At 59.7% G+C, this 12,877-nt stretch carries 11 protein-coding genes; 1 reads left to right on the forward strand and 10 read right to left on the reverse strand.

The features are described 5' to 3' along the window. Positions 1-6: 6 nt before the first annotated feature. The 3 genes from hisG to rpe all read right to left on the reverse strand — a co-directional run bounded on the left by hisG (position 7) and on the right by rpe (position 4,707). On the reverse strand, positions 7-858 hold the full coding sequence (hisG, locus tag AUC43_RS14530; protein WP_068195102.1) for an ATP phosphoribosyltransferase: 852 nt from the start codon (positions 856-858) through the stop codon (positions 7-9). Positions 859-1,363: 505 nt separating this feature from the next. Continuing rightward, positions 1,364-3,958: a TonB-dependent receptor gene (locus AUC43_RS14535; protein ID WP_233254018.1), complete on the reverse strand. Its 2,595-nt coding sequence runs from the start codon at positions 3,956-3,958 to the stop codon at positions 1,364-1,366. A 29-nt stretch (positions 3,959-3,987) separates the two neighbouring features. After that, positions 3,988-4,707: a ribulose-phosphate 3-epimerase gene (rpe, locus tag AUC43_RS14540; RefSeq protein ID WP_068195104.1), complete on the reverse strand. Its 720-nt coding sequence runs from the start codon at positions 4,705-4,707 to the stop codon at positions 3,988-3,990. 141 nt (positions 4,708-4,848) lie between these two features. Between rpe and AUC43_RS14545 the strand changes: the two genes are divergently transcribed. Further along, positions 4,849-5,445 carry a beta/alpha barrel domain-containing protein gene (locus tag AUC43_RS14545; protein ID WP_068195108.1) on the forward strand — a complete coding sequence of 199 codons (597 nt, stop codon included), beginning with the start codon at positions 4,849-4,851 and terminating at the stop codon, positions 5,443-5,445. On the opposite strand, the gene trmB is transcribed toward AUC43_RS14545, so the two are convergent. The 7 genes from trmB to AUC43_RS14580 form a co-directional block, all read right to left on the reverse strand. After that, positions 5,442-6,107, reverse strand: a complete 666-nt coding sequence (trmB, locus tag AUC43_RS14550) for a tRNA (guanosine(46)-N7)-methyltransferase TrmB (RefSeq protein WP_068195111.1) — start codon at positions 6,105-6,107, stop codon at positions 5,442-5,444. The two genes, AUC43_RS14545 and trmB, sit on opposite strands and share 4 nt — an antisense overlap. Positions 6,108-6,150: 43 nt before the next feature. Continuing rightward, complete coding sequence (locus tag AUC43_RS14555) at positions 6,151-7,464, reverse strand: bifunctional folylpolyglutamate synthase/dihydrofolate synthase (protein WP_068195114.1); 1,314 nt, start codon at positions 7,462-7,464, stop codon at positions 6,151-6,153. A gap of 120 nt (positions 7,465-7,584) precedes the next feature. Beyond that, positions 7,585-8,469 (reverse strand): hypothetical protein, encoded by an 885-nt coding sequence (locus AUC43_RS14560; protein WP_068195117.1) that lies wholly within the window; start codon positions 8,467-8,469, stop codon positions 7,585-7,587. A gap of 31 nt (positions 8,470-8,500) precedes the next feature. Beyond that, entirely contained in the window at positions 8,501-8,920 is a 420-nt protein-coding gene (locus AUC43_RS14565; RefSeq protein WP_068195120.1) for an ExbD/TolR family protein, read from the reverse strand. Positions 8,921-9,015: 95 nt separating this feature from the next. Further along, the gene (locus AUC43_RS14570) at positions 9,016-9,711 is read right to left on the reverse strand and encodes a MotA/TolQ/ExbB proton channel family protein (protein ID WP_068195124.1); all 696 of its coding nucleotides are present in this window, start codon (positions 9,709-9,711) and stop codon (positions 9,016-9,018) included. Between the two features lie 8 nt (positions 9,712-9,719). Continuing rightward, complete coding sequence (locus tag AUC43_RS14575; protein ID WP_068195127.1) at positions 9,720-10,943, reverse strand: HU domain-containing protein; 1,224 nt, start codon at positions 10,941-10,943, stop codon at positions 9,720-9,722. Positions 10,944-11,051: 108 nt separating this feature from the next. Next, positions 11,052-12,851, reverse strand: a complete 1,800-nt coding sequence (locus AUC43_RS14580; protein WP_199243454.1) for a TonB-dependent receptor — start codon at positions 12,849-12,851, stop codon at positions 11,052-11,054. Between the last annotated feature and the right edge of the window lie 26 nt (positions 12,852-12,877).

A 12,877-nucleotide genomic window follows, 5' to 3' on the forward strand; every position in this document is an offset into this window, starting at 1 on the left:
GTGGGGCTAGGCAATCATCTTTTCGATAGGCAACACCAAAATACCCTCGGCTCCAACGGCCTTGAGTTGGCTGGTGATGTGCCAGAATTCGTCTTCCTGCACCACCGACTGAACCGAGACCCAACCGGCTTCGGCCAGCGGCGTAATGGTGGGCGACTTAATGCCGGGCAGCAACCGCCGCACTTCGTCGAGGGACGCTAGCGGAGCGTTAAGCACGATGTACTTGCTGCGCTTGGCCCGCCGCACGGCTTGCATGCGGAACCGCAACTGTTCGAGCAGCTCCGTTTGTTCCACCGATAGGTTGGGCTGGGCAATGAGTACGGCTTCGGACCGGAATACGGTTTCGACTTCGCGCAGGCCGTTGCCGAGCAAGGTGGAGCCGCTGCTAACAATGTCGCAAATGGCCTCGGCCAAACCAATGCTGGGCGCAATTTCCACGGAGCCGCTAATGGTGTGCAGGTGCGACTGCACCCCGTTCTCGGCCAGGTAGCGGCCGAGAATGTTGGGGTAAGAGGTGGCAATGTTCTTACCCTGCAGGGCTGCTACCGAAGCGTAAGCGTCGGCGCGCGGTACGGCCAGGCTCAGGCGGCACTTGCTAAAGCCCAGCGCCTCCACCTCCAGCTCTGGATAGCCGGCTTCTACCAACACGTTCTGGCCCACAATGCCCAAATCGGCCACACCATCCTGCACGTAGCCGGGAATGTCGTCGTCGCGCAAAAACAGAATTTCGAGCGGGAAGTTGGTCGCTTCGGTCTTGAGCTTATAAGAGCTGCTGATGAAGTTGATGCCGCATTCGCGAATGAGGGCAAGAGAATCCTCGCTTAGGCGACCGGACTTTTGGATGGCTAATCGTAGCATGTAAGGTAAAAAAGGCGGGACGGCCAAATGCTGAGCACAAGTCCACTGCACGCCGACATCTGTGGCCGGCAGCAGGATTTCCCGAAAACTGAAGTAGTAAGCCCGGCGCAAACTCACCCCGGGACGCGGCGGTGGAGGCGCGGGCGGCCGGTGCTAGCTTAGCACCCGGCGCACAACCCGGCCTCCCACAGATGGTGGTGGCGATGGTGGGCACCTACAGCTACAACAAAGCCGGCAGCCAGGCACAAAGCCGGCGCGGCCACTGCATCGAAGCTAAACTGGAAAGCCAATTGGGTCATTGGGCGCAAAGGTAAAACGGAAAGCTCAACGGCCAATACCGGCGGCGCGGGTTTCGTTTCGCCAATCCATACCCGCTGGCGGGGTGAAAGGTTTGCCGGCGGCCTGAAATATTTCCCGCAATGTACATCTACGTCACCGCCTGACAGTAGAATTTCCTACCTAATTGCCTTATTCCAGCCCGCCACTAATAAGCCAAGCAAGGTGCCTAGAACCGCGCGATGAGCCGCAAGTTGACTAGGCGCTGCGAGAGGTAGCTGGGCACTGAGTACGTGACCCCGTTTACATCCTGCAGGTAGCTGTAGCCAGCCACATTATTAGCGGCCAGTACGTTGAGAATCTCCAGGCCCAGCCACAGGCTTTCGAAGCTGTAGAAATGCGCTTTGGGGGCGTCGGTGTTTTTCAGCCCAATGACTTTGGAAAAGCCCAAATCGACCCGCTTGTAGCTGCGCTCTAAGGCATTGGTACCCCGCAAATCGGGCTGATTGGGGGGGCTGAACGGCAAGCCCGTGCCAAACACCAGGTTCACGTAACCGCGCACCGAGGGGTTGTTGGGCAAGTGGTCCTGGAAAAACACGCCCACATTCAGGCGCTGGTCCTGCGGGCGCCGGATAAATCCTTTGGGCCGGCGGCTGATTTCTTTGCCGTTGGCATCGAAGGAGCTGATGGAATCGCCGTTTACATCCTCGCGGGTGGTGAGCACGCCCAGGCTAAACCAGGACTCGGCCCCTTTCACAAATTCGCCGCTGAGCCGGGTGTCGAAGCCGGCGGCGTAGGCCTTCGCATTGTTTTTGGCGAAGTAACGCAGCCGCACGTTGTCCACGTCGTAGGGCACCACGTCGGTCAGGTACTTGTAGTAGGCTTCGGCCGAAAACTTGAAGGGGCGGCCGAATTGCTGGAAGCTGATTTCCTTGCCCACGATAAAGTGGTAGGACTTCTGGGCCCGCAGCTCGGGGTTGAGATAGGCCTGCTGTACGCCGAGATGAATGGTCTGCTGGTCGCGCAATTCGCGGTAGAAGGGCGGTTGGTAATACACGCCCACCGCCGCCTTAAACGAGCGATTGGGGTGGCTGCGGCTGATTTGGGAGTACTGCACCCGCGGGCTGATGACGAGCTGGCCGTTCGTAGTCCAGTAGTGGGCGCGGGCGCCGTAGGTGAGCGTGCGCAGCGAATCCAGCGACCAGGTGTCCTGCACAAAGCCCTGGCTGCGGGTGCTGAGCAGGCTCAAATCGGAGCGCAGGCGCAGGCGGCGGGTATCGGGCACAAAATCGGCCGAGTCGGCAAAGCTGTATTCGTCGAGCGTGTCCTCGATTTTTTCCCGCCCGATTTTGGCGCCCCAGCGCACGGTGTGCGCGCCGTTGGGCGTCCAGCGGCCGCGGGTTTCGGCTGTGTATATCTGAGCCGTGAGGTGGTTGCGGGAGTGCTTGAACTGCGAGCCGATGTTGCGCTCCCGTACGGTCTGATTGAAATCGGGCGAGGTCGGGTCGCGGTTGATGTCGGCAAACCTATAGGCCGCTTCCACGTCCCGGTATTCAAATTCGCGCGAAATCAGAGCCGAGCCCAGCAGCTCCATTTGCAAGTTGGCCGAAAAGTCATGCTTGAGGTTGAACCCGCTTTGGTAAGTATCAAACTGCATCCGCTCGCGCCCGTCGTAGGCAATGAACACCCGCGTAAACTGGTTCGTACCCGTAGAGAAAGTAGCCTGGCCGGTTTCGGGCGAGAAGCGGTAATCGTTGTACGCTACGACACCTAGCAGACCAAGCGTAGTGCGCTGCATGTCGTCCTTCTTGCCCAGCCCAATATTTACAAACGCCTGCGCATCGTAAAACGTGGGGTTGTACCCGCCCTGCGCCTGCTTGAGTGAGCGCAGCACATACTGTGCATTTTTGTAACGCACCCCGGCCAGATAGCTTACTCGACCGTTGGCCGAACGAGCTTCGGCGTGGGCTGCGCCGCCCACCAGGCTGGCCGTAAGGGAAGCCGCAAACTTCTCCGGCGTTTTGTAATCAATGCTCAGCACCGAGGCAAGCTTGTCGCCATACTTGGGCTGCCAGCCCCCGCTGCTGAACTCCACCTGCTTCACCATATCGGGGTTGATGAAGCTCAGGCCCTCCTGCTGCGCCGAGGTAACCAGAAATGGCCGGTATATCTCGAACCCGTTGACGTACACCAGGTTTTCGTCGTAGTTGCCGCCACGCACGTTGTAGGTGCTGCTCAGCTCGTTGTTGGAAATAACGCCGGGCAGGGTCTTGAGAATGGCGTTGAAATCGCCGAAGGCCGATGGGATTTCCTTCGCAGTGCGCGGGTCGATGTGGGTGATGCTCACCTGCTCGCGGGTATCGGCTTGGTCGGAGCGGCCCGTCACTTTTACGCCGCTCAGCGCGCGTACGTCGAGGCGCATGGTCAGGCGCAGCTGTTCACTTGCATCGGCTGGTAGCTTCAATGGCACCCGTAGCGGCAGATAGCCCAAGCGGCGCACCAGCAAGATGGCGGTTTGGCCAGGTGCCGGCACGCGTACCTGCAGCGAAAAGTCCCCTTCCGCCGTGGTATTGGTCCCGCCGGGCTGGCCCTCTACTCCCACCGCGGCCAGCTCCAAAGGCTGCCCGTTGGCATCGCGCAAGGTGCCGGTTATCGTGACGTAGCCCGCGGCCGGGGCCTGAGCCGGGCTAGGCTGCGGGTTCTGAGCCAAGAGGCCCGCCGGCGCTAGCAGCGTGAGCACCAAGCCACACGCTACCGCCTGCGCCAGGCGGCAGTTGGCATTCTCCCGTAATAGCGGTTGTCCTGGCGTAATGGGTTGTTTCACGATGCTCAATTAACGTGCGGCGGTGGCAGCTATTGCCTCTGGCTGACCACTTCGTCGGCCGAGTCCTGCCCCAGGCCGGCCAGATGGTCGCGCATGCGGGCCAGCGTAGCCACCGGGCCTTCGGGGGCACTAAATACGAAATTCCCGGCCACCAGCACGTCGGCCCCGGCCTCCACAAGCGGGCCGGCATTGGCCAGGCTCACGCCGCCGTCAATCTCAATCAGCGCATCCGAGCCCGTATCAATGAGCAGCTCCTTGAGCATGGCTACCTTCTTGAGGGTATTCGGAATAAACGCTTGGCCCCCAAATCCCGGATTTACCGACATGATGAGCACCACATCGAGCTCGGTGGCAATGTCTTCGAGCAGCGCCACCGGCGTGTGCGGGTTCAGGGCCACGCCAGCCTTGCAGCCCAACTGCTTAATCTGCTGCACCACGCGGTGCAGGTGGGTGCAGGCTTCGTAGTGCACCGTGATGTTGGTAGCACCGGCATCGCGGAAGGCCGCCAGGTAATGCTGGGGCTCTTCTATCATCAAATGCACGTCCAGGGGTTGCTTGGCGTAGCGGGCCACGGCCTGCAGCACCGGCAAGCCAAAGGAGATGTTGGGCACGAAGCGGCCGTCCATCACATCAAAATGCAGCCAGTCGGCTGCGCTGGTAGCTAGCCGCTCGGTTTCGGCTTGGAGGTTGGCTAAATCAGCGGCCAGAAACGACGGGGCCAACAGCGGGGCACGGCGAGTTAAGTTCATGGGGGCGAAGATACAGCGGCCGGGCGCTAGCCCGGTGCGCCCCAGTCAACCCCAAGGCTCTACTTTTGCAGGTACTAAGCGCGCCCGGTTCATTTCGTTTCATCGCGCCAGAATTCCCCTTCGCCTCACCGTTCGTTTCCCGTGCCCCACCTCGTTCCCCTCCTCATTCGCGGCATTAATAACCTGTCCGATGCCCGCTACTGCGCCGGCATGGGCGCCGACAAACTCACTTTTATCCTCGACCCGGCCCTGCCCGGCCACCTCGATACCAAAACCGTGAAGGAGCTCGCCGGCTGGATTGCCGGGGTTGAACTCATAGGTGAATTTGACCAACTCAGTGCGCCAGAAATCAACGCCATATCCGCCGAATGTGCGCTGGATGCCGTGCTCCTGCGCCGCCCCCGCACCGCTACGGAGCTGGCCGAAATTGCGCCGCCGGTGTACGTTGAGCTGACCTTTGAGACGGCTGCTCAGCCTGAAGATTTTTCGGCGGCTCCTGTAGGCTTTGTGCTCGAACTGCCCGAGGTAATTCCCGTGGAAGGCTTGGATACGTTGCGCCAGGCCTGCGACCGGAGTCCGCTTTGGTTAGGCCCTGGGCTCGACCCCGAACGGGCACACTACCTGGCCACGCACCTGCGGTTAGCCGGCCTTTCTTTCCCTTCGGGTGATGAGGTGAAGCCGGGGCTGCGGGATTTTGACCAGCTCGAAGCCGTCTTCGAAGCCCTCGAAAACGACTAAGTCAGCCGGAACTGCACGTACTTAATGGGCACTCCCACGGCCCGGTACTTGCCTTCAAAGTTGGTTTGGATGGCCTGCGCTTCGGTGAATTCCGGGCCGGTTTCGGCGTAGAGGTCGCGCGTGAACCGTTCTACCCGGGCACCGGACCGCGCTGCCAGCGTTTCAAGTGTAAACTCGAAAAGACCCTCATTATCAGTCTTGAGGTGCAGTAAGCCGCCGGGAGTTAACAATTGTTCGTAGAGCGCCAGGAAGCGCGGCGAGGTGAGGCGGCGCTTAATATCGCGGTCCCGGGGCCGCGGGTCGGGAAACGTAATCCAGATTTCATCCAGCTCGCCGGCCCCAAATTGAGCTGCCAAGGCTTCGGCGCGCATGCGCACGAAGCCCACGTTGGTCAGGCCCATTTCGGCGGCGCGGGTGCTGCCCCGCCAGATTCGCTCGCCCTTGATGTCAAGACCCAGAAAATTGCGGCCTGGGTGGCGCTGGGCCAAACCCACGGTGTACTCGCCCTTGCCGCAGCCCACTTCCAGGGTCAGCGGGTGGGGCGCCTGGAAAAAGTCGGTGCGCCAACGGCCGCCAAGCTGCTCGTATTCGGGCTTTCCCTGCTCAATAATATCCGGACGGGTGGCGTTGTCGTTGAAACGGTGCAGTTTGACGCGAGGCAAATCGGTATTCTGTAAAAATGAAGGAAAAAGGAAATTGACTTGGTTAGGCCACCGCAAACAGTTCTTCGACTTCGGCCACCACAAAGGTGCTGCCGCCGATAAACACGACATCGTCGGGCCCAGCTGCCGCCCGCGCCGCGGCTACGGCGTCCGTCACAGAATCATAAGCCCGGCCCACTAGCCCCAAAGCCTGCGCTTGCTGAGCCAGCTCAACTGCAGGCATAGCGCGGGGAATCTTGGCCGCACAAAAATAATAGATGCCATCGGCCGGCAGCAGCGCCAGCATGCTAGCCACGTCCTTATCGTTGACCGTGCCGATAACCAGGTGCAGCTGCCGATACGAAAGCCGCCGCAGCTGAGCTACCACCAGTTGCAGGCCCGCCGCGTTGTGGCCAGTGTCGCAAACCACCAGCGGCTGGCGGCCGATAATGCTCCAGCGCCCACGCATGCCCGTCAGGCGCGTCACCTGCCGCAGGCCGGTACGAATCGCCGATTCTGTGATGTGGAAGCCTTGGGCGCGCAGCTCGTCCAGCGTGGCCAACACCCCGGGCAGGTTGAATTGCTGATAATCGCCGGGCAGCCCTAGCTCGGTATTGGGTAAATACGGCCGCCCGTGCTGGGTTACCGCCACCGGGCGCAACCCGGTCTCGGCCGAAGGCTCGGCTGTGAACGAAGCCTGATAAATCTGGTCCGCAAACACCAAATGGGCCAGTTTGGCCGCGGCTTCCCGTTTAAACACCTCGGCCACTTCGGGCTGGGTCTGGCTCACCACCACCGGCACCCCCGGCTTGATGATGCCGGCTTTTTCGCCGGCTATCTCAACGAGGGTGTTGCCCAGCAGGGCCTGGTGGTCAAAGCTAATGTTGGTGATAAGCGAAACGAGAGGGGTAATGATGTTGGTGGAATCGAACCGGCCGCCCAGCCCAACTTCAACCACGGCGATGTCCACACGCTGTTCGGCGAAGTAGTCGAAGGCCAGCGCCACGCACATTTCAAAAAACGAGGGCTGCACCTGCTCAAAAAGGGGCCGCCACTTTTCGACCCACTGCACCAAGTACTCAGGAGCCAGTTCCTGGCCATTCACCCGAATGCGCTCCGTGAACTCCCGCAGGTGTGGTGAAGTATACAGACCCACTTTATAGCCCGCGGCCTGCAGCACCGCCGCCAACAAATGTGAACTGCTGCCCTTGCCGTTGGTGCCCGCCACGTGCACGCTGCGAAACCGCTGCTCTGGGTGCCCCAGCGCTTCCGCCAGCACCAGCGTGTTGCCCAATCCTTTTCTGAATCCGGCCGTGCCCACCCGCTGGAACATGGGCAGTTGGTCGTAGAGGTAAGCCAGGGTTTCGGAATAAGTCACGGACTCGGGGGTTAAAAAACGTTCGGGAGCCACAAATTAACGCCCTACCGGTTGTATAGCAGCAAAAAGCCCCGCCGCCTGCTCAGCAGACGGCGGGGCCATACGGATTTTAAAGTTGAGCTACCTGACTACAATCTTAAAGGTGTAAAAGCCGGTAGCACCCCCGGGAGCACCGTTGGTCTTGATGAAGTTAGCCCCGAGCAGCTTGTCGCGGCAAAGCTTCTCCTGAGCGGCCGAAACGTTACCCGACACCTTGGTCACGGATTGCACTTCGCCGTCGGCCGAGATTTTAATCTTGAAGCGAATCACGCCGGAGTTATCGTCTACGGCCTCAACCACGGGCGTGCTTTCAAAGCGCCAGCCACTCATTTCGAGGCCGCCGCTGCCAGGGCTGCTGCCGCTGCCCCCGCTGCCGGGGGCGCCGTACAGCGCTTTGGCATCGAGTGAGCCGTTCGGGTCGCCCTGGTCGCCCACGGAGCCGGGGCGGTCACCGTTGTTGTTTCCGGTGGGCGTGTTGCTGCTGCCGTTTTCACCGTTGCCGCCGCCAGTGGCGCTGCCCTTGGGTGAAAAAGCGACGGCCACTTTCCGCGCGGGCTTCGGCGTCGCTTTCACTTCCTCCTTGGGCGGAGCGGGCGTTTCAACGGGCGCTTCAGAAACGGGGCTTTCTTCGGCTTCGCTGGTGATGACTTTTTCCTGCGAAGGCGGCGTTGGGTTGGGCGTGGCAGCCGCTACGGGCGGCCGGGGCGTAGGGTCTGGGCTGGCAATGGGCGGGCGGCTGTCGACGCGGTTCAGCGATTTGTTGGCCGTGGCCATGGTTTGCACATCACCCGAGCCGGCTTCGTCGAGGCCGTAGTTCAGCTCCACGCCGTCGCCGCCAATTGCCGACAAAGGTGGATTGGGCCCTTTGAACACCATGAACATAAACAGCAGCAGCAGCAGCCCGTGCACTACCAGCGTGCCAATCAGCCCTTCGCGGCGGTGCGGTTCCTGATAATCAATAGCCATGGGAATGATACGCTAAGCCTAACAAATGGTCCTATTTGCCGGCTGCTTGCTGGGCCTGGGTGGCCATCACCATCTTGAGCTTAAGCCGGTTGCCAACTTCTAGAATGTCAACCAGCTTCTGAACGTTCAACGAATTATCAACCCGCAGCACCACGGTGGGCTGCTCGGTGGTGGGTACGTTGCCGATAAGGGCCACCAGCTCTGGCTCAACAGCAGTGGGGTTTACCGGCTTTTTATTCACAAAATAGGTGCCGGCTGCATCTACCGAAATGGTGATGGGCTGCTTCATCACCTGCTTGCTCGATTTCGCGTTGGGCAGCAGCAGTTTGATGACGTTGGGGTTGACCAGCGTGGAAGCAATCAGGAAGAACAACATCAGGAAGAACATGATGTCGTTCATGGCCCCGGTCTCTACGTGGGACGTGAGGCGATGACGGCGGGATAGATTCATTCTTTTTTAATGAAGAATGAGGAATGAAGAAGGAGGAATTTAGAACGGCTACAAACGCCAATTCTGCATTCCTCCTTCTTCATTCCTCATTGAAATTAATTATCCTGGAGAATGTCCATGAATTCGATGGCCGAGTTTTCCATGCGGAACACCATGCGTTCGACGAGAATGCTCAACCAATGGTAGCCCACGTGGGCAATGATGCCGACAATAAGGCCCGTAGCCGAGGTCACCAGCTTTACATACAAGCCATCGGCCACCTGCGGAATACCGAACTCCTTGGTAGCAGCAATGGAATAGAAAATCTTAATAACACCGATGATGGTACCCACGAAGCCAATCATGGGCGCGATGCCGGCGATGATGCCCAAAATGCTGATGTTCTTTTCGAGGCGGGCAATTTCAATCTTGCCCACGTTTTCTACGCTGGTTTCGATTTCTTTCAGTGGCAGGCCAATGCGGCGCAGGCCTTTCTCAACCATGCGGGCCAGCGGTGATGCCGTTTGGGCACACAGCAGCTTGGCCCCGGCCAGGTCACCCTTCACCATCAGGGAGCGGATGCCATTCATGAACGAATCTGGGTTGCCGGCGGCCCGGCGGATGGTGAAGTAACGCTCGATAATAATATAAACCGAGAGTATGGAAAGGGCTACCAGGGGGACCATTATCCACCCCCCGCGCATAATGAGGTCGATAACGGGAACATCGGCTTGCACTACCGGAGCGGCCGTAACGGCGGTATTTACACTATCGGCCGCAGTGGCAGCAACTTGCAAAAGGAATACGGACATGCGTGGGGTTAAAATTTCAAAGTATTGTAATCACAATGCGTGCTCACGCGCAGGCGCTGGGCTTCGCGCTGGGCCGAAGCCAGGTCGGGGTAATCCGCAGCCGTGAGGCGGAACAGGCGGCTACCAAAAGGCGGCAGAATGATATGCGTGGCGTGGCCGGTCCGGGCCAGCACCTGGCGGCCCCGCTCAGCACCTTTCAGGCTGCTGTAAGCCCCCGCAATGACGTAATAACGGCCAGTACGGTATTTAATTGTAGTTGCACTTGCCGCGACAGCCGGGCCTACCGGAGCCTTCACAACTGCTGGCTTGACCACAGCTATGGGAGTTGGCTTGGCTATCGGCGCCACCGGTGCAGTTGTTTTTGTAGGAGCAGCGGCAGTGGGCTCAATTTTGGCGGGGGTGCCTGGTAACGCTTCCGTTTTTGCCACAGTTGCCACTTCCGTAGTCGTTGCCGTTTCGGTGCTGGCAGGGGCTTTGGGTTGGGTTTCTACCTGCGGCACGGGCGCCGAAGCCGCATTCTCCAGTGGGGTCATCCCCTCAGAATCCAGCGAGCTGCTGCTAAAGTCGTGCTGCCCCAAGGTGGCCTGCTGTGGCTCGGTGATGGGAGTAGCCGGCATCGTGCGCCGCTGAGCCCATTCCAACTGCGGCAGCTGGGTTTGCCATCGAGTGGGCACATAGCTGGCGTTGCTGAACAGCAGCAGCAAACTTGCGGCTACGGCCAGCGCGCCACCGGGCAGCAACCGTACTAGCCGCGAGCGGCGCGTCGCAGCGCCGCGCAACGCTGGCTGCGGGCGCTTGATGCGGGCATCGTTAGCGCGTACAGGGCGTGCTGCCAGCTCCGGCAAACCAAAAGCAGAAGCCAGCAGGTTATCAGTACCCGTGTATTCAAACGCCAGCCCACGGCCCACGGCGCGGCGGAAAATGCCGATGCCCGGCAGCTCCGTGCGGTTGGTTTCTTCTAGTTCCTGCTGTAGGCCGGCTACGGCGGTGCGCACGGCCTCGCGGGCTTGCGCAATGGACAGCCCAAGGTGCTGGCTCAAAGCATCTACCAGCAGCCCGTCGTTGCGGGTAAGGGCCTGGTTGAAGGCCACCAGTTTGGTAGGTGGACTCAGCGCCTGGCGCCCGGGCTGGGCCCGTGCCGGCGACACATCGGCCACAAGGCCCCCAAAGTCCGGAATTATCACGCAGTCGTGGTTACGGAGCAGGGGGCGGATGTGGTCGGCTAAGTGCATTATGCGGCTGTTGTTTGCTGGTTTCCGGTTACTGGTTGGTCAATTCCTGCCTCAGACTGAAGGCAATAATTGCCCCTAGCCTGCAGCAAGCTCCTAGTAACCAGAAAGCTAAAACGTATAGGTCGCCCCTCCCAGCACGTTGATGCCCTTCACAGGATATCCGTAGAAGCGCTGGTACTGTCGATTGGCGAGGTTATTACCCATTACAAAGATGGATATTTTTGGCGTAATGCGGTAATCGGCCCGAAGATTTAGGTCAACAATTGGGTCGGTGGCCCGATAAAAGTCGGGAACCCGCACTGCGCCCGGGCTGGCCGCCGGCCGGTAGCTGATGCCATAGCTGGCCGCATAGAAATAACCCTCCACGCCCAGGTTGAGCTTCTCGAAGGCAGTATAGGTGCCAAACACTGAGCCTTGAAACTCCGGGCGATGAAAAGGCTGAGGCAGGTTTTTCAGCGCGTATTTGTTGTAGTCCATCCGAGTGCCCAAGCGGAACTTCTCGGCTGCGTTGTACAGCAGTTCGCCGTGTATGTTCAGCACGCCCGTGGCATTCTGGTCATACACCAGGTCGAACTTGGTGGGGTCAATGGCGTTGTTCAGGTAGAAATACAGGTTGCGGTCGCGGGCGTAGGTGGCGCGGGCATTCAGCTCAAGGCCACGGGCCGGCGTCGACGTGAAGCCGACGTAGACGGTAGGTCCCCGGTGGGTATCCGCCACATTCAGGCCGCGGTTGAGCCAGGGGTTTTCGGTGCTCAGGTCGTACCGGGTTACCCGCTGTAGGGCACCTCCCAGGCCGGCGTACACCATAAACTTCTCGGGCTCTATTGTATAGCCGAGGCGCACGGCGGGGTACACCACGGTTTTGCTCACGTTGGTAGCCGTATCGGACGAATAGCCCAATGTGGCGCCCACCGAGAAGGCTATGCTGTTGTTAATGAATTCATAAGCCGGCGTAGCCTGCACGAAGGTGCGGGTGCGCGTTACATCTATAGTGGGAGCACCGGGCTTCAGTTTATTAAAGGAAACAATGTCCTTTTCTGAAATAAAGGAAGCATCGGCCGCAACCGTCACCCGGCTGGCGTCGCCCAGCGCGTAGCCCACTTTTGCATTCACCAACACGTTGTTTTCTGTCGCTCCGAAGATGTCATTCCAATAGCGGTAGCCAATGCCAGCGTCGTAGGTCAGCACTTGCTCGGGGTCGCGGTTGTGGGCATAGGCCTTCACCCCGAAGCGCTTGAACACCTGTTGAATGCCCTTGGATTCCGGAACGGGCGAGCCTTCGGGGGTATTAGCGGCTTTTTGGTAGCCATAGAAATTGTACCCCTCGCGGCCCAAGTCCAGGGTGGCACCGAAAGCGGCGGTGCCCCGGTACAACTCGCCCATGAGGTGGGCGCTGGTTTCGGCCGTAGCGGAGTTCTTGCCATCTACGGGCCCGGTAAGCGAGTTGATGTGCTTGATGTCCAGGCCATACGCATGGTCGGTATTGCGGGTGCTATGGAAATAGCCCCGTCCGTAAAATGTGCCGTAGTTGCCGAGGCCCGCCTTCACAAAGTTGCCGGTGAGGGGCGTGGGCTCCTCCGCCCGAATGGTGAGCACCTTCACCGAAGGCGTGAGCCGGTCGGCCGGCAGGCGGAAATCCGGGTAGGTGTAGGTCACCTTGCGCTCGGTTTTGGGTGGGGCCGGCAGCTTGATTTTATTGAAGTTACGCGTGGCTTCGGGCAGCTGATTGACCCGCTCTTTCACAATTTCTATTTCCGCTTCTTCAATCTGACCGGTTTTAGGTTTCGGCTTTGTGGTCTGGGCGGTGGCGGTGGATGCCCCACCGCCCACCAGCACGGCGGCCAGTACCAGCCCGGCCACTACGCCTGAACCTTGGCGAACCGCCGGCTTAGAATTTTTTATCGACAAACGCTTCATCAGCAAATTGTTATTCA

The sequence above is a fragment of the Hymenobacter sedentarius genome (genome assembly GCF_001507645.1).
GTDB classification, from domain to species: domain Bacteria; phylum Bacteroidota; class Bacteroidia; order Cytophagales; family Hymenobacteraceae; genus Hymenobacter; species Hymenobacter sedentarius.

Excerpts from the sequence above, each read along its gene's own strand:
- hisG (WP_068195102.1), bottom strand. The coding sequence starts at position 858 with ATGCTACGATTAGCCATCCAAAAGTCCGGTCGCCTAAGCGAGGATTCT.
- rpe (WP_068195104.1), bottom strand. The coding sequence starts at position 4,707 with ATGAACTTAACTCGCCGTGCCCCGCTGTTGGCCCCGTCGTTTCTGGCC.
- AUC43_RS14560 (WP_068195117.1), bottom strand. The coding sequence starts at position 8,469 with ATGGCTATTGATTATCAGGAACCGCACCGCCGCGAAGGGCTGATTGGC.
- AUC43_RS14565 (WP_068195120.1), bottom strand. The coding sequence starts at position 8,920 with ATGAATCTATCCCGCCGTCATCGCCTCACGTCCCACGTAGAGACCGGG.
- AUC43_RS14570 (WP_068195124.1), bottom strand. The coding sequence starts at position 9,711 with ATGTCCGTATTCCTTTTGCAAGTTGCTGCCACTGCGGCCGATAGTGTA.
- AUC43_RS14575 (WP_068195127.1), bottom strand. The coding sequence starts at position 10,943 with ATGCACTTAGCCGACCACATCCGCCCCCTGCTCCGTAACCACGACTGC.